Genomic DNA, 20,432 nt, shown 5'->3' on the forward strand with positions numbered 1-20,432 from the left:
CGTTCGAGAACCGGCGCTTTCAGTTCCCGAACATCTGGCGCATCATCGGGTGCATCTCCATCAGCTGCTCCTCTGCGATCTCCTCGTACAGCTTGTACGTGATAGAGACCGTAAGCAGCAGCCCCGTTCCGGAGACGCCGCCGATGGTGCCGAGCATGTTCGCACCCACAGCGAGAAGGCCGACGAGCGCGCCGCCGATGACGGTCACCTGCGGGATGTAGCGCTCCATCACCTTCTCGATCACCTGCGGGTTCCGGCGGAAGCCGGGGATCTGCATCCCCGAGTTCTGGATCTGCCGGGCCGTCGCTTCGGGGCCCATCCCCGTCGTCTCGACCCAGAAGATCGCGAAGATCGCGCCGCCGATGATCATGAACGTCAGGTCGATCGCGACGCGGACGGCGATCGCGGCCGGCTCCTGGGAGGTGAACCCGAGGAACCACATCCAGTCCTGCCGTGACTGAATCGGCGCGACGTACCAGAACAGGCCGCCGGTGACCTGCCCTTGGCTGTACTGTCCGAGCCACGCCGGCATCCCCGCCCACCAGTTGTTCAGGATCTGCCCGAGGAACTGGAGGTTCGCCTGCAGCGCGCGAACGAGGATCATCGGCAGGACACTCGCGTAGATGAGCTTCACGGGGAAGCGACCGCGAGCGCCCTTCACGTTGGCGTGCGACAGCGGGATCTCGACGCGGACGCTCTCGGCGTAGACGACGATCGCGAAGATGAGGACCGTCGTGATGAGCGCGAGGATCTGCCCCTGTCCGAGGAACAGATCCGAGAGCCCACCGGGCGTCAGCGGCGAGCCGATCTCGACCGCGCCGGTGATGATGCCGATCCACGTCGGGAAGAAGCCGCTCTGTCCGCCGAGGGCCTGCCAGCTGAAGAGGCCGGCGACGAGCTGCTGGCTCACGCCGGCGATGATGAACAGACCGACACCGGAGCCGACGCCCCACTTGCTGACGATCTCGTCCATGAACAGGATGAGGACGCCGCCGACGAAGATCTGCGCGAAGATGATCCCGCGGACGCCCCCGAGACCGACGCCGAGCGACTGCCCGAGCGCCTCGCTCGGCGGCAGGAAGTTGCCGGCGAACACCATCGGCAGCCCCGTCAGGCAGATCATCACGACCACCAGAAGCTTCTGGAGGCCCTGATAGAGGATCTGATCGCGGGGGTCGTTGGTGTCCAAACCGAGCAGGTCCGCACCGCCGAGCAACTGTAGCACGATGCTCGCCGTGACGATCGGACCGATACCGAGCTGCATGATCGATCCCTGTCCGCCGGCGAGGATGCTACGGAACTGCCCGTAGAAGTCGCTGCCCGCGCCGCCGGTCTGCAGCCCGAACAGCGGGACGTTCGTCAGGAAGAAATACAGCACGAGGATCCCGGCAGTCCAACCGAGCTTCCGGCGGAACGGGACGTGTCCCTCCGGACGCGCGACTGACGGCATCCGCGTCAGCACCGGTTCGGCGGCCTCCTTCCATCCCATAGGTTACTCCTCTGTGTCTTCGTCGTCGGCGTCGTCTGCTTCTTCTTCCTCGGCGGCGAGCTCCTCGCCGCGCTCGGTGAGCTCGACGCTGCCACCGGCCGCCTCGATGAGTTCGGCGGCGTCCGCGGAGAAGGCGTCGGCGACGACGTGCAGTTCCTGTCGGACCTGCCCGCCGCCGAGCACCTTCACGGCGTCGACGCTCTCGGCGTCGTCCGCGACGTCGCGCGCGTCGATGTGGTAGGCGTCGCCGTCGGCCTCCGCGAGCCCGTCGTCAACCAGCAGCGCCGCGTCCTCGTCCAGCGTCTGGACGTTGACCTCGGCGACCGTCAGCTGCGAATCCTCGGGGCGCTTGAAGCCGTGTTTGCCGATCGGCTCGTAGTTGTGGAACTCGTGTTTGTCGCGGCCCGCTCGACCGCGGCCGCCGCGGTGACCGGCACCGCGCCGGTTCTTGTGCGTGCCGCCGCCGTGCGTCCGGGAGCCGCGCTGGCGTCGCTTCTTCGACGTCATCGCATTGCCTCCAGGAGTTCGTCGATCTGCTCGGTGTTGTGCTTACCGATCTGTCCACCCTCGGTCGTCGGGTGCTTCTGACCGCGGTGGCCGCCTCGCGGCGGGTGCAGTCGAAGCGCCGGGGAGAGACCCTGCTCTCGCAGCGTCGTCTCCTCGTCGACGAGCGCTTCCGCGAGCGCACCGAAGTCGTCGTAGTCGGTGTGCTCGGCGAGCCACTCCTCGTCGACGTCGGCGTCGCCCTCCTCGGGCTCCGCGCGCGTTCGCAGGACGGTCTCGACGGCGTCGGCGCTCGGTTCCCCGTGCGCGACGAAGTCGTTGACCTTCGTGATCATCCCGCGGTACGTCTCCGTCTCCGGGACGAACGCGCAGTGGTTCACGTGGTGGATGTTGAGCATCTTGAGCGTGTCGTGGACGGCCGAGCTCATATTGACGTCGCCGCGAAGCTGAACGACCGCCTGCATTATTCGCTCACCTCCTGCTCTCGCTGCTTGGCCGCGGCGCGCTGGGGCGTCCGCGACTGCGAGGCGTTACGCAGGGCGTTGTACGTCGCCTTCGCGAGGTTGACCGTCGTCCGCGTGTTCCCGTTCGAGCGGGTCCAGGCGTCCTGGACGCCCGCCAGTTCGAGGATGTTGCGGACGGTCGGGGCGGCCGCGAGGCCGAGCCCCTGCGGTGCGGGCATAACCTCGACGGTCACCGAGCCGGCCTTCCCCTCGGCCTTGCGGGTGAGGGAGTTGAGTCCGCCTGCGGAGTCCTCCCACGAACCCGAGCCGCGGTCGACCGAGATGATGTTGAGCTTCGCGACGTCGATGGCCTTCTGGATCGCGGAGCCGACTTGGTCGTCCCGCGCCTCGGCGTAGCCGAGGAAGCCGTCGCGGTTACCGATCGCGACGACGCAGCGGAACTTGACCCGGCGGCCCGAGTCGGTCATCCGCTGCACCATGTTGATGTCGAGCACCTCGTCGTCCAGCCCCGGCAGGAGCTGATCGACGAGTTCCGGCTCCTTCAGGGGCAGGCCCGTGTCGAGGGCCTGCTCCATCGAGGTGACGTCGCCGTCCTGTACCATTCGGCCGAGCCGCGTGCGCGGCGTCCAGCCGTTGTCGTTGCGTTGGCTCATGCGTCCTCCTGTAGTCGTTCGAGCACGTCGTCGAAGTGCTCAGGGAGCTTCGTGGCGTCGAAATCGCCGCTGTAGAGCGGCTCGTCGAGCTGCTCTGCGTACTCGGCGATGTGCTCGCCGCGGTTACGCGACCAGTCCGCGAGCACCGACTCGTTGTGCGGGATCTCGAGGCCAGCGTCTATTGCTCCTTCCTGCACCGCGAACACCTTGTTACCGGGCGTCGCGGTGTTCAGTCCGATGTCGAGGACGGCCTCTTCGAGACCGGCCTCGACGGCTCGCAGGCCCGCGAGGTAGCCCGTCAGGTACGCGCTCGGCAGGTTCCCAGTGGGAGCCTCCCAGCCGTACTCGGCGAGATCCTCGGAGCTTGCGGCCGCGTGCGTTTCGTCTCCGTTAGGTCCGGGGGTGATCAGCTGCGCCCTGACGTGCTTGTTGCTCGTGCGAGCAACGAGGCGGGGCTTGCCCGATTTCAGCAGGCGCAACCTCTGGTGGTAGTCCGTCCGGACCTCGCGCCGACGTCGCATCGGCACTTTGTAGCGTGGTCCTGTTGCCATTATTCTATCTCCACGTCGTAGTTGTTTCTCACGTATGCTTCGAGCCGTGCCACGTCGTCGAACTCGCCACCCGACGCCTTGTTGTACACTTCGCGGTACTGCGTCGAGTCGAGCGGGCCGTCGTCGCGCAGTTCCTTCAGGCGACGACGCTGAGCGCGGATCCGGCTGACCCATTCTTCCTTCGAGTTCTTCCGGCCGCCGGATTTCCCTTTGCGGGAACCGGGGCCTTTGCGGTGGCCGTAGGCGCGCTTCTCGGCGCGCTCGCGGGCGCGACCCTTCGAGTTGCCCTTCGCGTCTTTCGCGCGAATGAGGCCCTGATCGACCAGGTCACGGATGTCCTCGCGGGTGATGGCCTCCGCGATCTCGGACTGTTCGTCGGGATCGAACCAGACGCGGCTCTTGCCGACGTCGAGGACGTCGGCCGCCATACGCTTCTGTGCTTTCAGATCCGTCATTCTTCGACCTCCACTTCGACGTAGGTCGGGTTGAGGACGCGGATCTCGCGGTCCTCAGCCACTTCCTCGATGCGCTCGCGCTTGCGAGCGCCGACTTTCGAGGCGATGCGAACGGCCTGCGTGTCGCCGTCGACGCCTTCGAGGTCGTCCACGTTGTGCACGCGGACCTCCTCGAAGCCGGAGGGGTGCAGGCCGCGGGCGGCCTTCGGCGAGCGGAAGCCCGCCTCGACCATGTCGCCCTTGCCCTTGATGCCGCGGCGCTGCTTCGAGAGGTTGCCGCGAGGCTTGCGCCAGGATTCGGGCACGCGCTTTTTCGCGTGGTACTTCTGCCGACGGAACGCCGGCTTGCCCTCGCGGTGCTTCTGGCCGAGCGCACGCGCCGTCTCGTCGTCGAGTTCGGGCGTCTTGTCGGCGTGGCCGCGGGGACGAAGCTCCGTTTCGACGTCCTCGTCCGCTTGCTCTTCGTCTTCGGTCTCCTCTTCGACTTCGGCCTCGGTCTCCTCTGAGACCTCGAGTCCGCCGACGTCGGCCTTGATACGGGCCGCGAGGGCGTTGCCGATGCCGTCGACCTCGGCGAGCTCCGACTGGCTGGCGGCCTTGACGTCGTCGACCGACTCGTAGCCCGCCTCGCGGAGCGCGTCGGCCTTCGAGGGACCGACACCGCTGATGTCTTCGAGTGTTTCGATATCGTCTTCGGCCATCTCAGGCACCTCCAGTCTGCGGCTTCTGCGTGATGTAGACGCCGTCTTGGAAGACGCGCGTGTCCTTGTCCGTCACGCGAGTGAGCTGTTCGATGTCGGCGGCGGTCTGCCCGACGTCCTCTTTCGAGGGGCCCGTCAGGGTGACCGATTCGCCGTCGATCTGTACCTCCGTGTCTCCGCGGATCGGCGTCCGTCGCGAGGACTTCTCTCCGAGGAAGTTCGTGATGACGACTTCGTCGCCCTCGACGTCGACCTGCATCGGGAAGTGAGCGTAGTAGACTTCCATCTCGTACGTCCAGCCTTCGGTGACCCCGTGGATCATGTTCGACACGTGGCTCTCGAAGGTCCCGACGGTCGCGTTCGTCTTGGCGTCCTCCTCGTCGGAGGCGATGACGACGGCGTCGTCCTCGACGCTGACGCTGACGGAGGGGAACCACAGCGTCCGCGTGACGCTGCCGTTCGGCCCTTCGACGGTCAGATCGAGGTTGGAAACCTCGGCAGAGACCTCGTCCGGAATCTCGATTTCTACTCTGGTCATTGTCTCAGTACACGTAGGCGATGATTTGGCCACCGATGCCCTGTTCGCGGGCCTCGTAGTGGCTCATGACGCCGTGGCTCGTCGTGACGATGAGCGTCCCGTAGTCACGGGCGGGGAGGTATCGCTTCTCCCACTTCTCGAAGTCGTCCGCGCCCGCGGAGTAGCGGGGCTTGACTGCGCCACATTCGTTGATAGCGCCGCTCAGTTCGACCTCGAAACGTCCGGCTTTGCCGTCGTCGACGAACTCGAAGCCGTCGACGTACCCGCGGTCGTAGAAGACCTCGAGGACGGAGCCGATGACGTTGGAGGCGGGCTGTATCTCGTGGGACAGGTGCCCGACGCTCTCGGCGTTGTTCACGCCTGCGAGCGCGTTGGCGAGTGGATCATTTCCTGCCATAGTTATCGGTACTTCTTGAATCCCATCTCGCGGGCGACCTCGCGGAAGCACTGTCGGCACAGGTAGATCTCGTACTTACCGACGAGTCCCTGGTTGCGACCGCAACGCCGGCACTCGTGGCTCTGACCCGTGCGACGGCTCGCGTGCTCGCCCGTCTGTTCTGTCTCTGATTCACTCATTCTGTGACCTCCACGTCGAAGGCGTCTTCGACGAAGACGATCGCGTCCTCGGGAGTCAGCCGATGCCGGTTCGGAATCGACTGCGAGGCCTTGTCGCGCTTCTTCACTCGGTAACCGGGGCGGACGAGGTTGACCGTCACGTCCAGCCCGTAGATCCCGATCTGCGGGTCGTACTCCTGCGAGGGGAACGCCGTGTGTTCCTCGACGCCGAAGCTGAAGTTGCCCGTGTCGTCGAACTGCCGCTCGGAGAGGTCCGTGATCGGCAGCGCCTTCTCCAGGAAGGCTTCGGCGGCCTCGCCGCGAAGGGTGACCTTCGCGCCGACGGGATCGCCGACGCGCGAGCCGAACTGCGTCGCCGCGCGGGTGGCCGTCGTGCGGACGGCCTCCTGCCCGGCGATCTCCTCGAGGATCTCCTCGGCGTTCGCGAGCTCGCGACCGCCCTCGCCGACGCCCATGTGGACGACGACCTTCTCGACGCGCGGCTGGCGCATCGAGTGGAACTCGGCTTCGCTCATTCGTCGTCACCTCCGTCGTCGGACGCCTCGTCGGCGTCCGCGTCGGCCTCGTCGGCCGCATCGTCGTCGCCGACGAACTTCTCGTCGATCACGACGACGTACGCTTCGATCGTCTCGAAGCTGCCGTCGTCGGTGTCGACGGAGACGGTGTTGTCGCCGCTGCCGGCCGTCACGGTGATCTCGTCGATCGTGCCGATCTCGCCGGAGTGGGATCCGTCGACCGCGGTGACGAGCGCGCCCTCCTCGTAGGGGAAGTGCGCGACGATCTCCTTCGTCTCGTTGTCGACGACGAGGGAGTCCTTGGTGCTGTAGTCGCTTCCGTCCTCGACGCGAACGTTCGCGCCGTCGTGGAGCGTCAGCTGCGTGTCGCCGCCGCTGACGTCCTGTTTGCGGACGATCTTACCGAGTCGGCTGTCGGCGGCGTCGCCGTCGATCGGCGTCAGCGCCAGCCGGCCGCCCTCCTCGGGGAAGACGCGGTAGTACTCTTCGCGCTCGGTGAACGCGAGGATGTCGAACATCCCCACCGGGCGCTGCTCGTCGGAGACGGCGTCGCCGTTGACGAGGACCGAGCCCTCGTTCAGCGCGTAGCGCGCCTCCTTCTTCGAGTCGACGTAGCCGAGCACGTCCCGCAGGAGCACGAGCAGGGGAACCCCCGCCTCTCCGTGCGGACCCGCGCCGGCCTTCACCGTGAACGTCTCCGTCTTCCGCTCGACGGGCCAGGCGTTCGGTGCCGAAAGTCGCTTCTGGTGTCGGGTCATTCTTCGTCCTCCGTCGCTTGCAGTCGCGCCTCGCGGCGGTCGTCTTCGAGGTCCAGTGCCGTCACGCGGAGGTTCGAGGCGTCGAGCGGGCGAGGCACTTCCTCGCCGTCGGCCTTCTCGACCGTCACGTCTTCGACGAAGACGACGGTGTCGGTGAGGTCCACCTCGACGACCTCGGCTTCCGTGCCGGCGTGGTCGCCGCGGAGCACCTCGACGGTGTCGCCCGCGTTGACGCGAACGTTCCGCTGTCCGTACTCCTCGCGGAGCTCCTCGGACAGCGTCGCGCGGACCTGGCTCTGCCGCTCGTGCAGCGGCGCGTTCTGCGTCCGTGTTCGCTGTTTGCGTGGTTGTTTCGTCATAGCTCTATACGATCATCGTCGCCGTCGAGGCGATGCTCCCGAAGCGCTCGGCCACTTCGCGCGCGATGGGGCCCTTGATCTCGGTCCCGCGAGGCTCGTCCATCTCGTCGATGATGACGGCGGCGTTGTCCTCGAACTTCACGCGCGTCCCGTCCGGCCGGCGGATCGGTTTCCGCTGGCGGACGATGACGGCCTGCAGCACCTGGCGGCGCATCTCCGGCGTCCCTTTCGTCACCGAGACGGTGACCTGGTCGCCGATGCCCGCCTTGGGGTGTCGGTTCTTGGTTCCTGAGTAGCCCTTCACGCTGATGACCTTCAGCTCGCGCGCGCCGGTGTTGTCGGCGCACGTGATGAGCGAGCCTCGTTCGAGGCCTTTGGTGACGTCGGCTTTCAGCGCCTCCATCACTCCTCACCTCCGAGGGTCTCGACCACGACGTGAGCCTTGGTCTTCGACAGCGGTCGGGTCTCTGCGATGCGCACCGTGTCGCCTTCCTCGAGCTCGACGCACGGGGGTGCGTGAGCCGGAATGCGACTACGCCGCTTCATGTAGCGGTCGTACTTGGGAACGTGAACGTCGTATTCACGCTCCACGATGACGGTTTTCTCCATGTCGGTGGAGGCGACCGTGCCCTCGAGCGTCTGTCCGCGCACGGAAAGCGTTCCGTGGAACGGACAGTTCTCGTCGGAGCAGGCCTCCTCCGGTTCTTCTACGTTCAGTCCTATCGCCATAATGTGTCACCTGCCTTCTCGGTTCGCAAGGCGGGTCGTGAGAGCAGACGTGTGCCATCCACCGTAACGTAGGCCGCGCCCTCGCAATTCCCGGTTGAACGCCGAGAAGCTGCTGCGGAGTCCGCAGCGGGCCGACCAGACTGACCGGCATCGAATCCGCCGGCAGTATCCGATCGAAGTTTGGACGCGGTCCCCGACGCCTTCGCGGCGTCGGCGGCTTCATCTGTGCGTCCGGGTGTACCCTCCCGGGCGGGGAGCTCGAACTCGAACGTCGAGCCCTGCTTCGGCACCTGTTTCACCCGCGTGCGACGCGCGGTGTCGGCGTCGCCGGCCGCGACCGCGCGGTCGTCGCACTCGCTGACGTCGACGTGCAGCGTCCGCATCGTCTCGACGACGACGCGCCCGCAGATCCCGACGAGGTCGGGGTTGGGCGCGTCGACGACGGCCACGCGGAGGCCGTTGAGTTCGTGTCGCGTCAGCGTTTCGGGTGTCAGTGCCATCGTCGGATTACTCGTCGTTGTCGCCTTCTTCCGCTTGGATCGTCTTGATCCGCGCGATGGTTCGCTTGAGCTCGCCGACGCGGCCCGGGTTCTCCGGGGCCCCACCGGCGGCCTGCACGGCCTTCGTGTTCAGCAGCTCGGTCTCGAGCTCTTCGAGCTCGGCCTCGCGCTCTGCGGCCGTCATGTCGCGGATCTCTTCGGGGTAGAGGATCGCCATTACTCTTCGACCTCCTCGTCGGCGTCGTCAGCGTCCGTCTCGTCGTCGGACGCGTCCTCGTCGGCTTCCTCCATCTCGTCGAGGAGCTCCTCGGCTTCCGCCTCGACCTCCTCGTCGAGTTCGTCGAGTTCCTCCTCGACTGCCTCGTCGTCGGCCTCGGCGTCGCCGGTTTCGACCGGCTCCTCGTCGGTCTCCTCGATGACTTCCTCGACGACGTCCTCGTCGATGACGTCCTCGGGTTCCTCGTCGGGGACTTCGACTTCCTCGTCCTCGCCGACGTCCGGAACCTCTTCGGGTTCCTCTTCGAGGAGCGACTCGACGCCTTCGCTCTCTGCGACCTGTTCGACGGGTTCGACCTCGACGTCCTCGTGGATCTCGAAGTCGTCGGGGAGCTCCGCACCCGGCGGGATGATCTTGACGGTCACGCCGATGGTACCGAGCTTCATCACGGCGACGCCCTGACCCTCGTCGACGATCTCCTGGGCGGGTTCGCCGTTGTGCTTGATGTAGCCGCGGTTGAACTTCTCGACGCGCGAACGCGCGCCGGTGACCTTCCCGCTCAGGACGATCTCGGCGCCCAGCGCGCCGGACTCCATGATGCGGTCGATCGTCGTGTGACCCGCCTTGCGGAAGTACCAGCCGCGCTCGAGTGCGTTGGCCAGTCGGTCCGCGACGATGCGGGCGTTCAGGTCGGGCTCGTCGACCTCCTGCACGTCGATCTGGGGGTCGTCGAGGTTGAACCGCTCTTCGAGTTCGCGGGTGACCTTCCGGATGTTCTTCCCGCCCTTGCCGATGACCATCCCGGGCTTCTCCGCCTTGAGGACGATCTGCGTGCCCATCGGGGTCTTCGCGACGTCCATCCCGCCGTAGCCGGCGCGACCGAGCTCGTCGGCGAAGAACTCGTCGATCTGGGAGCGCTGCAGCCCGTCTTCGATGAACTGGTGTTCGTCTGCCATTAGGCTTCGACCTCCTCGGGTTCTTCGACGATGAGTTCGACGTCGCAGATCGGCGTGTTCCACGGGTCGGCGCTGCCGAACGCTCGGGGTTTGCGGCCCTGGCGCTCACCGACCTTGTGGGCGGCGACGTGCTTGATCGTCATCTCGTCGCCGTCGAATCCCTGTTCGTCGGCGTTCGAGGAGACGTTCTCGAGGAGTTCGAGGAACGCCTTCGAGGCCTTCTCGGGGTAACGTCCCGCGTCCCAGCCGTCGACGTCGGAGCGGTGTCCGACGCCGGTGTTGTGCTGCTTGAACGGAACGGACTGTTTCTCGTCGATGACGTCGTGGAGATACTCCTCGGCGTCCGCGACGGTCATCCCCTTGATCTCTCGGGAGATGGCCTTGCTGTGCTTCAGGCTGATGGGCCGATCGCGGAGCATCCCCTTGGCGGTGGTCTCCGGGTCGGCCTCGACGCTGTAGTTGATACCCATGGTTTATTTGAGCGGCACGAACTTCGAGGACCGGGTCGCGCCGATACCGGCCTGACCGTGTTCGACCGAATTCCGAGTCAGCTGGAACTCGCCCAGGTAGTGGCCGATCATCTCGGGCTCGACGCGGACGCGCTCGAAGGACTGCCCGTTGTAGACCTCGAACGTCTTCTCGACGAACTCGGGGAGGACGGGCATGTCTCGGAGGTGCGTCCGGATCGGATCGTTGGCGGTCTCTTGGACGTCGGCCTCGCGGGCCGTCTCCAGGAGCTTCTCCTGCTGGACCGTGAGTCCTCGTTCGATGGTTCGCCGCTGTCGAGCGGGGAGCAGTTCCGCGACCTCGTCGAGCGACATATCCTGCAGCTCGTCGAGCGTGTGACCGCGGTAGGTGAACTCACCCTCGCGGCCGGTACGGTATTCCGAACTCATGAGTTATCCTTGCCTCCTTTGCCACCGCGACCGGTGCGCTTCGAGGCGATGTCACCGACCTTCCGTCCCGGCGGGGCGTCCCGCGAGACGGACTTCGGCTGTCCGGGGTGCTGGCGGCCGCCGCCACCGAACGGGTGGTCGACGGCGTTCATCGCGACCCCGCGGACGCGCGGCCACTTGATGCCGCGCGCTTTCATCTTGTGGTGCTTCTTCCCGGCCTCACGAAGGGCTTCTCCGTGCGGCCGCCGCCTGCGACGACGCCGATCGTGGCGCGACACTGCGGGTTCAGCCGCTTGACCTCCCCGGAAGGGAGCTTCACGACCGCGACGCGGCGGTCGTGGGTGAGAAGCTGCGCGCTCGTCCCGGAGGCGCGGGCGAACTTCCCGCCGTCGCCGGGCTGGCGCTCGACGTTACACACCGGAACCCCCTCGGGGATCTCCCCGAGCGGGAGCGTGTTGCCGGGCTTGATCTCCGCGCTGACGCCCGTCTGGATCGTGTCGCCGACGGCGACGCCCTCGGGCGCGAGGACGAGGCGCTGCTCGCCGTCCTCGTACTCGACGGCGACGACCGGCGCGCTGCGCGCGGGGTCGTGTTCGATGTCGACGACCGTCCCGGAGACGGTGTCGTCCGATTCTGCCTTCTTGTGCGAGAGTTCGGCCTTGTAGCGGTGCGACGGCGCCCGGAAGGTGGACGTGCCGCGCCCGCGACGCTGGCCCTGAATTCGTCGTCCCATGTTCAGAACACCCCGATTCGGGAGGCGACTTCCTGCGCGTCGTCCTCGTCGTCGAGTCGGACGGTCGCCTTCTTCTTGCCTTTCGGCGTTATCTGCGTGTTCACGTCAACGACGGCCACCTCGTAGCGCGATTCGACCTCGTCTACGACGTCGGCCTTCGTGGCGTCGATGTCGACGATGAACTGGAGCTTGTTGTCGAAGTCCATCTCGTCCATCGCCTTCTCCGTGACGAGCGGGTGCTCGATGAGGGAGCTCATCGGTCGGCCACCTCCTCGACCGCGCTCTCGGTGAAGAGCGTGAGTCGGCCCGCCTGCGTGCCGGGCGCGAGGTCCTCGGTTCCGACGTTGGCCGCGGTGACCACGTCAGCGCCGGGGAGGTTCCGCGCGGCCTTCGAGGGCTCCTCGCTCGTGACGAAGAGGATCGACTTCGGGCGCGTGTACTTGCGACCACGGGTCTTGCCGCGGCCGGCCTTCACCTTCTTGTTCTCGTCGGAGCGCTCGATGTCGGCGTGGACGCCGAGGGATTCGAGCAGATCGACGACCTCGCGGGTCTTGATCAGATCCTCGAAGTCGTCGGAGACGACGAGCGGGAGCTCGACGTCGTCGTCGAACTGATGCCCGCGCTCTGCGACGAGGTCCGCGTCCGTCGTGGCGGCGATCGCCGAGCGGACGGCGAGCTTTCGCTCCTTGTCGTTGATGTCTTTGCCCTGGTCTTTCTCAGCCTTCGGCGGGTGCGCCTTCCGGCCCTTGACCGCGTGCGGCACGCGTCGTGCGCGTCCGTTTTCGCGGGGGTCGTGCGACATCCCGCGGCCACTGCCGAACGATTCGGCCGGAGTTCGCAGCCCCGCGAAGGGGTCGGCACCGTACGCCTGTTTTCGGTTCGCCTGCGCGGCGACCACGGCGCGCTCGATGAGGTCCGGACGGTAGGCCGTCTCGAAGACCTCGGGCAGGTCGAGCGTGCCGGCGTCGTCGCCGTTCAGGTCGCGAATTGTTGCCTGCATAGGTTATCCTTGGTTCGATTGGGTCGACACGTAGCGCACCTCGGGATCGAGGCGCGGTTGGTCGCCTGGTCGGACGGCCGGACGGAACCGCAGGAGGCGCTTGTCCGGGCCCGGCAGGGAGCCCTTGACGAGCGCGTACGGGCCGTCGACTTCGCCGTAGCCGACGAAGCCGCCGTCGACGGTCGGTTCGCTTCCCTCACCGATGTCGATGAGGCGCTTGTTCAGTTCGGTCCGCTGGTGGTAGCCCGTCTGCCCCTGCTGGGGGACGGTCGAGCGCACGCGCGAAGGGTTCCACGGACCGAGGTTGCCGATCCGGCGCCGCCATCCCTGGCGGGCGTGTTTGCCCTTCCGCTTCTGGACGCCCCACCGCTTGACGGGACCCTGCGTCCCCTTGCCTTTCGTGACGCCGGCGACGTCGAGGTACTCGCCGGCGCGGAAGACGTCGGAGAGTTCGTGTTCGCCGCCCTCGCCGACGAGGTCGAGCGCGAAGTCGACGCGTTCCTCGACGGAACCGCCGCCGACGCGCGTCTCCATGACGTCGGGCTTCTTCTTGGGGACGTTCTGCATCTCGCTGGGGACGGTGTGGGTGATGAGTCGGACGTCGTCGACTTCGCCGGCCTCGACGGCCTCTCGAAGGTCGTCGGCGTCGTCCTCGAAAGTATCCTCGTTGGGGAGGTCGAGGACGCGGTCGAGGTTCTCCTCGAACTCACCGGTCCACACTTCCGTCAGGGGCTTTGCACCGTACGGCGTATCTTCGTAGGCTCGCAGGGCGACAGCGCGCATCGGGGGCGTCTCGACGACGGTCACCGGCACGGCCTCCTCCATACCCTCGGTGGGGGAGTTGGCCTCGTCGTTGACCATCATCACCTGGGTCATTCCGGCCTTGTAGCCGGCGAACCCTTGGATGCCCGGGGACCCGTCGTCGTCGGGCCACGACCGGATGCGTGGGACCTCCTTGGCCGCACGCTTGCGCGGGCTGAAGCCCATCGAACCTTTTCGTGGTCTGCTTGGTTGTGGCATATGATCACTCCGTGAGTGTCAGGGTCGCGAGGGAGGCGAACATCGCTTCCTCGGTTCGCACCACCTCGCTGCCCTGTCGCGGAATCGTATTCAGCCAGAGATCGAACCCCGGACCGTCTGCGGGTTCGACCGCATCCTCGACGTCGACGCCGAGGATGGCCGGAAGCCCACGACCGGGCGACCCGAAGACGACTGTCGCGCCCTCGCGCTCGACGCGCGAGGCGAGCTGCGGCAGCCGACTCGTGGTCAGCGCCTCGCCGAAGCGGGACGTCGCAATCGCGACGCCCGCGTCGGCGTGGCCGAGTGCTTCCTCGAGGTCCATACGGGACACGTCGAAGCCCGGAACGGGCTCGTCGACGATCCGCGCACGGACCGGTTCTCGCGAAGAGATCCTGATGGCGACGCGCTCCCCCTGCTGGACCTCCACCGACGGAGGCGCGAGCAGAGAGACCGGGTGTTGCAGTCCGCAATTGACCCGAACGCGGCCGTCAGGTCCGACCTCGGTCACGATTCCCTGTGTTAACGACCCCGAACCGTCTGATTCGGAGCCGGTCATAGACGGGACGCGGAGGGGCGGTAAGACACCGACGTACTCGAGTTCGTCGCGTTTGCCCCACACCTCTTTTCGGAGGTGCGGCGGCGTGGCGGCGTATCGAAGCACCGTTTCGACGAACTCGCCCCCCCAGCGCCGCTCGCCTTCCCGATCGGGGAAGACGGCGAGCCGATCCGCCCGAAACACCGTCGCCGCGCGGGCGACGTAGCCGAGTTTGCGAGTTGCCTCGCGTTTGTCCTCGGCCTCTCGGACGAGAGAGGACGGAACGAGCACGGTCAGCGTCATACCGGTCCCTTCAGCGTCACGTCTAGACTGTACACCCGATACCAGAGCGCTCCGTAAAAGAGTAGCGAAAGCTCGCGGAGGTTGTGAGGGCGTCACACGGCCGCCAACGGCCGTTTCGTGGTTCGTCGCCCCGTGGTATTTCCCCCCACGCCATCGGGCGGTTTTTCTCGCGGATTCGCAAGCCTTATTTACGAATCCCGTCTTCTCCGAAATGCAGACGCAGACCACACACGCGCTGGTAGTGTAGTGGTATCACGTGACCTTGCCATGGTCACAACCTGGGTTCAAATCCCAGCCAGCGCACTTCTCTGTATCTACCCGGAAAGCGACCGCTTTGCGTGTCGTACAGGCTGAATCCACAGATCGGAGCGAACAGCGGGACCAACGACTCTCAGTCGACGTCGCCGGTAGACTGGTTCTCCAACCGACGGACGCGAATGGCGAGAGCTAGGAACGTCCCGAGGATCGTCAGCGCGACGGCCGCGGCGGCGGCGACGTCGTGTGCGGGGACGTCGTGATTGACCGCGTTGCCGAGTCGGGGGCCGAAGTACGTGTGGTGGTAGTCCCCGACGATCGGAACGAAGTAATCGACCGTGTCGTTGAACGTGAACCAGGCGGTGGCGACGGCGACCGACGGGATCGTGAACTCCGCGTAGCGGTAGATCACGAACGCCTGCAGACCCATCCCGAAGTGGCTGACGAGTAGGAACCAGTTGTAGGGGTCGCCGGTGGCGAGCACGTCGTTGATCGCGAGCTGGACGACGACCACCCAGAAGCCGTACTTCAGGTTCCCGAGGAAGGCCAGCGCGTGAATCCACCCGCGGTTCTTCCCGAGCTTCCACGAGAGGAGGCTCGCGACCATAAACAGCGTCGCCAGCGGGCTGTCGGGCACGACGGGCCAGATCACGAGGCGGCTGTCGAGGAGCTGAAACCGGTAGTGCCAGAATCCGAAAACAGTTCCTGCGAGGTTGACGGCGACCAGAACCCAAACGAGGCGGAGCGCCACCGTCTCCAGACGGGTGGGTAACGGGGCGAGATACGCCGGGAGGTCGTCCGCGGAGGGTAGCGAGGTCATCGTGTGGGACACGGTATCCGCGTGAACAGTCGCGAGACCACCGCGCCGTCCTCTCCGAGTGCGTGCTCGTCCGTCGCCGTGGTCGTTCGTGCCATCGCCTCTTCGTCCCCAGCGAGGGAACACCGAAGTAAGTCTCTATCGCTCGCGCACGACTCGTGCGGTGACGATCCCGTCCGATGCGTCGGCGGCCCAGCTACGACGCCCCGATGACAAAGAACACCAAGAGCGGGATGCCGACGGCGACGGCGGCGGCTCCCCGCGAGATGTCCGCGTCCTCGCTGAGCCCCGCGCTGAGGAGCGACCACTGCCAGAGCAGCGTGAGCACCGATGCGACGAGCAGCACGGGTTCGACGGAGGCCAACGCCGCCTCCAGAACCGCGGGCGCACCGTCGAGATTCGAGATCGTGAGATCGTCGAGGGCGTACCAGAGCCCGGCCAGTCCGACGATCACTCGCGCGAACTCCGGGAGTGCGGCCCAGCCGGCCAGTGCCGCCGACCCGGCGAACGACGGGTTGCCCGCCGCGAGGCGGCCACCGGCGAAGAGTGCGATCGTGCCGATGGCCCACAGCACGAACGGCGCGACCAATCCGATCCAGAGCTGGTCGTTGACGGCCTCTTGTATCAGTTTCCCCGCGTCGCACTCGATCGTTTTCGGCTCGTCGCAGCCTTCGCTAAACGCCGAGTCGGGATCGTCGGCGTGCTGTTCGCAGACGAAGTCCGGCGGGCGCTCGGGGTTGTCCATCGTGACTGTGGCGTCGACCGCGCCGGCGAGCATCGAACCGACGAGGAGCAACGCGAGGGTGAGCGCGACCGCGAACGCGATGACGACACCCCCGGCGATCGGCAGGGTCTCCGCCGGAGGATTCTCCTCGAAGAACTGTCTCGGGGATACGACGAGCTGTCGGAGAGGGCGGGCGAGGGGGACCATTCACGTTACGCTGATCGAATATACAGTAAATATCTTTCTGATCTGGTACTTTCTCTATCGGTTTGGGTCTCTCGACTCGAAGAAGCGGAGATCAGTGGGAATTCGGCTCACAATTCGACGCCTCAGAGCTTACGTTTTAGTATGAAACCGTGGAAACGTCAACGTATATGAATGGAAACCGCTTCGTCGTCGCCCTCTTCGGCCTCCTCGTTGGCCTCGTCACCGCCGTACTCGCCTACGAGTTCATCGCGCCCCTGACCGTCTCGGTGTTCCTCTACTACTCCACCCGTCGGTACCACCGCTTTCTCGGCCGGTTCCGACTGCCGGCGAGCGCGCGGGCGGTCGTCGTCCTCGCGTCGCTCGCGCTGCCGTTGATCATCCTAGTGACCTACGCGACGGTGCTTCTGATCGTCGAGGCCCGGCGGTTCATCGAGCAGTACGCGCTCGTCGAGGTCGCCAACGAGCGCTTCGAGTGGTTCGGCGGCGTCAACGAACTCCCGGAGTTCACCGTCCAGGGGCTGTACGACGCCTACCAGTCCGGCGACCTCGCGCCGTTCATCGACTTCGCGACCGAGCACGCGGAGTTCCTGACGGCGCTCGTCTCGGAGTTCTTCCTCAACCTGTTCATCGTCGTCATCGTCACCTACTACCTGCTCGTCGACGGCCACAAGGTCAGCCGCTGGCTGCTCAAGTTCGACGACGGCGCGATCATCCGCGAGTACCTCGAAGCCGTCGACGACGAACTCGAGGCGGTCCTGTTCGGAAACCTGCTGAACGTGCTCGCGATCTCGCTGATCGCGATCGGTTCGTTCAGCATCTACAACACGTTCGTTCCCCCGGCGGCGGAGATTCCCTACCCCGCGCTCGTCGGCGCGCTCACCGGGATTGCGAGCCTGATTCCCGTCGTGGGAATGAAGATCGTCTACGTGCCGGTGACGTTCGTCGCAGCGCTGCCGATCGCGCTCGGCGGCGACCCCGCCAACCTGGTGTACATCGGCGTCTTCACGGTCGTCGCGGTCGTCGTCGTCGACACCATCCCGGATCTGATCTTGCGCCCGATCCTCAGCGGCAAGGAGACGCACGTGGGGCTGTTGATGTTGGCCTACACGCTCGGCCCGGTCGTCCTCGGTTTCTACGGGCTCTTCTTCGCGCCGATTCTCCTCGTCGTCGGGCTCACGTTCGCCAACACCGCGCTGCCGAGGCTCCTAGGTGCGTCGAACGGCACCCACCAGACGAGCGTCGAGGACCACTCCGAGTTCGAACAGTGGGCTCGGGACCACCCGAGCGGTCCCGAGGCGGCCGCCGCCGACGAGCAGTCCGGCACGGACGAACAGCCCACGGAGTGAACACTTTAGCGCCCGAGCGACGAACGCCCGCGTATGACTGTCGTTGCCCTACTGAGCGTCGCACCCGTGATCGAGGGGAGTATGGCCGAGGAGGTCGCGAAAGCGGTCGAGGCGCTCGACGACTTCGACGTCGAGTACGAGACGAACCCGATGGGAACGGTGATCGAAGCCGACGACGTGGGGACGATCTTCGCGGCCGCGGAGGCCGCTCACCGCGCCGTCGACGGGGATCGGGTGAGCACAGTGTTGAAAATCGACGACAAGCGCACATCCGGTGATAGCGCCCGAGAGAAGGTGAGATCGGTCGAATCGGTGCTCGGTCGGCCCGCCCGCAGCGACGGGTAACGTGCGGTGAGTCATCGCCCGAGATTGCCCGCGAGGTGGCTTCTAGCTATCGAATTTGATATTTGAGGAAGTAGACTTAATTACCCCTAGTCGGAATCGGCATTCAGACCGCTCACGACGATCGCAAAACGCCGGAACAGACGCGGATCCGATCGGTGGCTACCGATCGGATCGAGTCGTGGGACGGTGCCAAAATCAACAATGAGAATCAAAGAGTTATTCACCGACGATTCGGCCGTTTCACCGGTCATCGGAGTTATTCTGATGGTCGCGATCACAGTCATCCTCGCCGCCGTCATCGGCGCGTTCGTGCTGAACCTCGGGCAGGGCGTCCAGCAGACTGCGCCGCAGGCGAGCTTCGGATTCGATTACGCAGACGACGTCAACAACGTCACTGTAACCCACGAAACAGGCGATTCAATCCCGTCCAGTGAACTGAACGTGACGTCAAGTGGTGGAATCGACTACGCGAACTCAACGACGTTCGAGGATCTAACCGGAGATGTTTCCGCGGGAGATGAAGCCACATACAACAGCTCAAACACGTGGGATGGCCAGACATTCCGTGTCGTCTGGGAATCCGAGAACGGTGAGAACTCCGCCACGCTGAGTGAATCTACCGCACCGACCGCCTAACCACTAATGAACTTCAAACAACTATTCACGGACGATTCGGCCGTTTCACCGGTCATCGGGGTCATCCTAATGGTCGCTATCACGGTCATCCTCGCCGCCGTCATCGGCGCGTTCGTGCTGAACCTCGGCCAAGGAATCCAGCAGACCGCGCCGCAGGCGAGTTTCGGATTCGATTACAACACGACGGCAGCAGATGACGATACGGGGTTAGTCGAGATCACCCACGAGAGCGGTGATTCGATCGAGAGCAACCAAGTCAACGTGAGTGGATTCGCCAATGGGACACAGACGTGGCCTAGCGGCGAAACGGTATCCGCTGGGTCCAGTCACGAATTTAACAACAGTGACGATTGGAACGGCGAAACTATCCGCGTCGTCTGGGAGTCCGAGAACGGCGAGAACTCCGCGACCCTGAGCCAGTCCACCGCACCGACCGAATAACCCGCTCGGTCGCGTCTCCTCCGGCGCGTTTTTCGCATCTCAGTCGCCGAGCAGCGGCTTGCATTTCGGAAGCCGGTACACGGCCTCAGTAACACCGTAGGCTGTCGAGAATCAGTTTCTTCGAATCGCAGCCCCGAGAAGACGCCCAGCTTGTTCCCTTCAGACCGTCGGCTTGCCTTCCGAGGTGCCGACGAGCCACGTGCCGTAGGTGATGAGCGCCGCGGCGGGAACCAGCGCGTAGGTGAAAATCTGCGCCGTGTTCGGGGCGACGCCCGGCAGCAGCAGCAGCGAGCCGACCACTATGAGCGCGACACCGGCGAGCACGCGAGTGCTATCGAACAGTCCCATAGCCGGAAGTAACCGCCCCGGAATATGGACTTTCCGCTTCTCGGCGTCGGTTCGATCCGGTGGGAGGGTCACGAGCGGGACTGGCGAGAGGCTTAATTCGCCGCCGTCCGAGGGATCGATATGGACGCTGCGATCGTCACCGTCGGCAACGAACTGCTGGCGGGCGACATCGAGAACACGAACGCGACGTGGCTCTCCGAGCGGCTCACCGCCCGCGGGGTCGACGTCGCCCGCATCCTCGTCGTCCCCGACGAGACGTCAGTCGTCGCCGACACGGTGCGCGAGTGGCGCGAGCGCTTCGACGCCGTGCTCGTGACGGGCGGTCTCGGCGGGACCCCGGACGACGTGACGATGCCTGCCATCGCCGAGGGGCTGGACCGCGAACTGGTCGTCGACCCCGTCGCCAAGGCCGACGTCCAGGAGACGCTCGATCGGATCTTCGAGGAGAACCCCGATCTCGACTTCGAGTTGCGCGCGGAGTGGTACGCGTCGATGCCCGCCGGCGCGTCGCCGATCCCGAACCCCGAGGGACTCGCACCGGGCTGCGTCGCCGAGAACGTGTACGTCCTGCCCGGCATCCCCGAAGAGATGCGCGCCGTCTTCGACAACGTCGCCGGCGAGTTCGACGGGACCGTGGCCACGCGGACCCTGTACTCTCCGGAGCCGGAGGGCGCGCTCGCCGACCACCTCGGGGAGATCACCGAGCGCTTCGACGTTCGCGTCGGCAGCTATCCGAACCGCGAGGCCGAGGAGACGCGTATCAAGTTCACCGGCGACGACGAGGCTGCGTTGGAGGAGGCCGTCGGGTGGCTGCGCGAGAGCGCCGAACTCTCGCTCACCGAGGCGGACGCGGAGGAGTGA

32 protein-coding genes, 1 tRNA gene and 1 pseudogene are annotated in these 20,432 nt (G+C 65.7%); 6 read left to right on the forward strand and 28 right to left on the reverse strand.

The window, feature by feature from the left end; genetic code table 11:
- Positions 1-19 precede the first annotated feature (19 nt).
- The 25 genes and pseudogenes from secY to ACP99_RS02305 form a co-directional block, all read right to left on the reverse strand.
- Positions 20-1,489, reverse strand: coding sequence for a preprotein translocase subunit SecY (secY, locus tag ACP99_RS02185; protein WP_049985026.1), 1,470 nt, complete (start codon positions 1,487-1,489; stop codon positions 20-22).
- 3 nt (positions 1,490-1,492) lie between these two features.
- Positions 1,493-1,996: an uL15m family ribosomal protein gene (locus tag ACP99_RS02190; protein ID WP_049985027.1), complete on the reverse strand. Its 504-nt coding sequence runs from the start codon at positions 1,994-1,996 to the stop codon at positions 1,493-1,495.
- Positions 1,993-2,457: a 50S ribosomal protein L30 gene (locus ACP99_RS02195; RefSeq protein WP_049985028.1), complete on the reverse strand. Its 465-nt coding sequence runs from the start codon at positions 2,455-2,457 to the stop codon at positions 1,993-1,995. Before ACP99_RS02195 ends, ACP99_RS02190 begins: the two co-directional genes overlap by 4 nt.
- A complete protein-coding gene (locus tag ACP99_RS02200; protein ID WP_049985029.1) occupies positions 2,457-3,110 on the reverse strand; it encodes a 30S ribosomal protein S5 in 654 nt (217 codons plus the stop codon). The genes ACP99_RS02195 and ACP99_RS02200 overlap by 1 nt, the downstream gene beginning before the upstream one ends.
- A complete protein-coding gene (locus tag ACP99_RS02205; RefSeq protein ID WP_049985030.1) occupies positions 3,107-3,661 on the reverse strand; it encodes a 50S ribosomal protein L18 in 555 nt (184 codons plus the stop codon). The genes ACP99_RS02200 and ACP99_RS02205 overlap by 4 nt, the downstream gene beginning before the upstream one ends.
- On the reverse strand, positions 3,661-4,116 hold the full coding sequence (locus tag ACP99_RS02210) for a 50S ribosomal protein L19e (RefSeq protein ID WP_049985031.1): 456 nt from the start codon (positions 4,114-4,116) through the stop codon (positions 3,661-3,663). The genes ACP99_RS02205 and ACP99_RS02210 overlap by 1 nt, the downstream gene beginning before the upstream one ends.
- On the reverse strand, positions 4,113-4,817 hold the full coding sequence (locus ACP99_RS02215; RefSeq protein WP_049985032.1) for a 50S ribosomal protein L32e: 705 nt from the start codon (positions 4,815-4,817) through the stop codon (positions 4,113-4,115). Before ACP99_RS02215 ends, ACP99_RS02210 begins: the two co-directional genes overlap by 4 nt.
- A gap of 1 nt (position 4,818) precedes the next feature.
- On the reverse strand, positions 4,819-5,355 hold the full coding sequence (locus ACP99_RS02220) for a 50S ribosomal protein L6 (RefSeq protein WP_049985033.1): 537 nt from the start codon (positions 5,353-5,355) through the stop codon (positions 4,819-4,821).
- Positions 5,356-5,359: 4 nt separating this feature from the next.
- Positions 5,360-5,752: a 30S ribosomal protein S8 gene (locus tag ACP99_RS02225; RefSeq protein WP_049985034.1), complete on the reverse strand. Its 393-nt coding sequence runs from the start codon at positions 5,750-5,752 to the stop codon at positions 5,360-5,362.
- Positions 5,753-5,754: 2 nt separating this feature from the next.
- Positions 5,755-5,931: a 30S ribosomal protein S14 gene (locus ACP99_RS02230; protein ID WP_049985035.1), complete on the reverse strand. Its 177-nt coding sequence runs from the start codon at positions 5,929-5,931 to the stop codon at positions 5,755-5,757.
- Complete coding sequence (locus ACP99_RS02235; RefSeq protein WP_049985036.1) at positions 5,928-6,446, reverse strand: 50S ribosomal protein L5; 519 nt, start codon at positions 6,444-6,446, stop codon at positions 5,928-5,930. The genes ACP99_RS02230 and ACP99_RS02235 overlap by 4 nt, the downstream gene beginning before the upstream one ends.
- Positions 6,443-7,204, reverse strand: coding sequence for a 30S ribosomal protein S4e (locus ACP99_RS02240; protein WP_049985037.1), 762 nt, complete (start codon positions 7,202-7,204; stop codon positions 6,443-6,445). Before ACP99_RS02240 ends, ACP99_RS02235 begins: the two co-directional genes overlap by 4 nt.
- Positions 7,201-7,563, reverse strand: a complete 363-nt coding sequence (gene rplX, locus ACP99_RS02245; RefSeq protein WP_049985038.1) for a 50S ribosomal protein L24 — start codon at positions 7,561-7,563, stop codon at positions 7,201-7,203. Before rplX ends, ACP99_RS02240 begins: the two co-directional genes overlap by 4 nt.
- 4 nt (positions 7,564-7,567) lie before the next feature.
- Complete coding sequence (locus ACP99_RS02250) at positions 7,568-7,966, reverse strand: 50S ribosomal protein L14 (RefSeq protein ID WP_049985039.1); 399 nt, start codon at positions 7,964-7,966, stop codon at positions 7,568-7,570.
- On the reverse strand, positions 7,966-8,292 hold the full coding sequence (locus ACP99_RS02255) for a 30S ribosomal protein S17 (protein ID WP_049985040.1): 327 nt from the start codon (positions 8,290-8,292) through the stop codon (positions 7,966-7,968). Before ACP99_RS02255 ends, ACP99_RS02250 begins: the two co-directional genes overlap by 1 nt.
- Positions 8,283-8,792, reverse strand: a complete 510-nt coding sequence (locus tag ACP99_RS02260) for a ribonuclease P protein component 1 (RefSeq protein ID WP_049985041.1) — start codon at positions 8,790-8,792, stop codon at positions 8,283-8,285. The genes ACP99_RS02255 and ACP99_RS02260 overlap by 10 nt, the downstream gene beginning before the upstream one ends.
- Positions 8,793-8,799: 7 nt before the next feature.
- On the reverse strand, positions 8,800-9,009 hold the full coding sequence (gene rpmC, locus ACP99_RS02265) for a 50S ribosomal protein L29 (RefSeq protein ID WP_049985042.1): 210 nt from the start codon (positions 9,007-9,009) through the stop codon (positions 8,800-8,802).
- The gene (locus ACP99_RS02270) at positions 9,009-9,965 is read right to left on the reverse strand and encodes a 30S ribosomal protein S3 (RefSeq protein WP_049985043.1); all 957 of its coding nucleotides are present in this window, start codon (positions 9,963-9,965) and stop codon (positions 9,009-9,011) included. The genes rpmC and ACP99_RS02270 overlap by 1 nt, the downstream gene beginning before the upstream one ends.
- Complete coding sequence (locus ACP99_RS02275; protein WP_049985044.1) at positions 9,965-10,435, reverse strand: 50S ribosomal protein L22; 471 nt, start codon at positions 10,433-10,435, stop codon at positions 9,965-9,967. Before ACP99_RS02275 ends, ACP99_RS02270 begins: the two co-directional genes overlap by 1 nt.
- 3 nt (positions 10,436-10,438) lie before the next feature.
- Positions 10,439-10,861, reverse strand: coding sequence for a 30S ribosomal protein S19 (locus ACP99_RS02280; protein WP_049985045.1), 423 nt, complete (start codon positions 10,859-10,861; stop codon positions 10,439-10,441).
- Positions 10,858-11,594 (reverse strand): annotated as a pseudogene (locus ACP99_RS02285) (50S ribosomal protein L2). Before ACP99_RS02285 ends, ACP99_RS02280 begins: the two are co-directional and overlap by 4 nt.
- Before the next feature lie 2 nt (positions 11,595-11,596).
- Positions 11,597-11,851, reverse strand: a complete 255-nt coding sequence (locus tag ACP99_RS02290; protein ID WP_049985046.1) for a 50S ribosomal protein L23 — start codon at positions 11,849-11,851, stop codon at positions 11,597-11,599.
- On the reverse strand, positions 11,848-12,594 hold the full coding sequence (rpl4p, locus tag ACP99_RS02295; protein ID WP_049985047.1) for a 50S ribosomal protein L4: 747 nt from the start codon (positions 12,592-12,594) through the stop codon (positions 11,848-11,850). The genes ACP99_RS02290 and rpl4p overlap by 4 nt, the downstream gene beginning before the upstream one ends.
- Before the next feature lie 3 nt (positions 12,595-12,597).
- Positions 12,598-13,614, reverse strand: coding sequence for a 50S ribosomal protein L3 (locus ACP99_RS02300; protein ID WP_049985048.1), 1,017 nt, complete (start codon positions 13,612-13,614; stop codon positions 12,598-12,600).
- A 4-nt stretch (positions 13,615-13,618) separates the two neighbouring features.
- Positions 13,619-14,452, reverse strand: a complete 834-nt coding sequence (locus ACP99_RS02305) for a putative RNA uridine N3 methyltransferase (protein ID WP_049985049.1) — start codon at positions 14,450-14,452, stop codon at positions 13,619-13,621.
- A gap of 232 nt (positions 14,453-14,684) precedes the next feature.
- Here ACP99_RS02305 and ACP99_RS02310 point away from each other — a divergent pair.
- A tRNA-Gly gene (locus ACP99_RS02310) sits at positions 14,685-14,755 on the forward strand.
- An 88-nt stretch (positions 14,756-14,843) separates the two neighbouring features.
- Here the strand turns inward: ACP99_RS02310 and ACP99_RS02315 are convergent.
- Both ACP99_RS02315 and ACP99_RS02320 read right to left on the reverse strand, forming a co-directional pair.
- A complete protein-coding gene (locus tag ACP99_RS02315) occupies positions 14,844-15,527 on the reverse strand; it encodes a DUF1405 domain-containing protein (protein ID WP_049985050.1) in 684 nt (227 codons plus the stop codon).
- 193 nt (positions 15,528-15,720) lie between these two features.
- Positions 15,721-16,455 carry a YIP1 family protein gene (locus ACP99_RS02320; RefSeq protein ID WP_049985051.1) on the reverse strand — a complete coding sequence of 245 codons (735 nt, stop codon included), beginning with the start codon at positions 16,453-16,455 and terminating at the stop codon, positions 15,721-15,723.
- Between the two features lie 167 nt (positions 16,456-16,622).
- Here ACP99_RS02320 and ACP99_RS02325 point away from each other — a divergent pair, with 167 nt between their 5' ends.
- The 4 genes from ACP99_RS02325 (at position 16,623) to ACP99_RS02340 (ending at position 19,223) form a co-directional block, all read left to right on the forward strand.
- Complete coding sequence (locus ACP99_RS02325) at positions 16,623-17,801, forward strand: AI-2E family transporter (protein WP_081927051.1); 1,179 nt, start codon at positions 16,623-16,625, stop codon at positions 17,799-17,801.
- A 33-nt stretch (positions 17,802-17,834) separates the two neighbouring features.
- Positions 17,835-18,146, forward strand: a complete 312-nt coding sequence (locus ACP99_RS02330; protein WP_049985052.1) for an MTH1187 family thiamine-binding protein — start codon at positions 17,835-17,837, stop codon at positions 18,144-18,146.
- Between the two features lie 201 nt (positions 18,147-18,347).
- Positions 18,348-18,782 (forward strand): type IV pilin, encoded by a 435-nt coding sequence (locus ACP99_RS02335; RefSeq protein WP_049985053.1) that lies wholly within the window; start codon positions 18,348-18,350, stop codon positions 18,780-18,782.
- Positions 18,783-18,788: 6 nt separating this feature from the next.
- Positions 18,789-19,223, forward strand: coding sequence for a type IV pilin (locus ACP99_RS02340; protein ID WP_049985054.1), 435 nt, complete (start codon positions 18,789-18,791; stop codon positions 19,221-19,223).
- A 159-nt stretch (positions 19,224-19,382) separates the two neighbouring features.
- Here the strand turns inward: ACP99_RS02340 and ACP99_RS02345 are convergent, their stop codons facing one another.
- Entirely contained in the window at positions 19,383-19,571 is a 189-nt protein-coding gene (locus ACP99_RS02345; RefSeq protein ID WP_049985055.1) for a hypothetical protein, read from the reverse strand.
- Positions 19,572-19,691: 120 nt separating this feature from the next.
- On the opposite strand from ACP99_RS02345, the gene ACP99_RS02350 reads away from it, so the two are divergent.
- Positions 19,692-20,432, forward strand: coding sequence for a competence/damage-inducible protein A (locus tag ACP99_RS02350; protein WP_049985056.1), 741 nt, complete (start codon positions 19,692-19,694; stop codon positions 20,430-20,432).

Source organism: Halobellus rufus (genome assembly GCF_000739575.1).
Lineage (GTDB): Archaea > Halobacteriota > Halobacteria > Halobacteriales > Haloferacaceae > Haloquadratum > Haloquadratum rufum.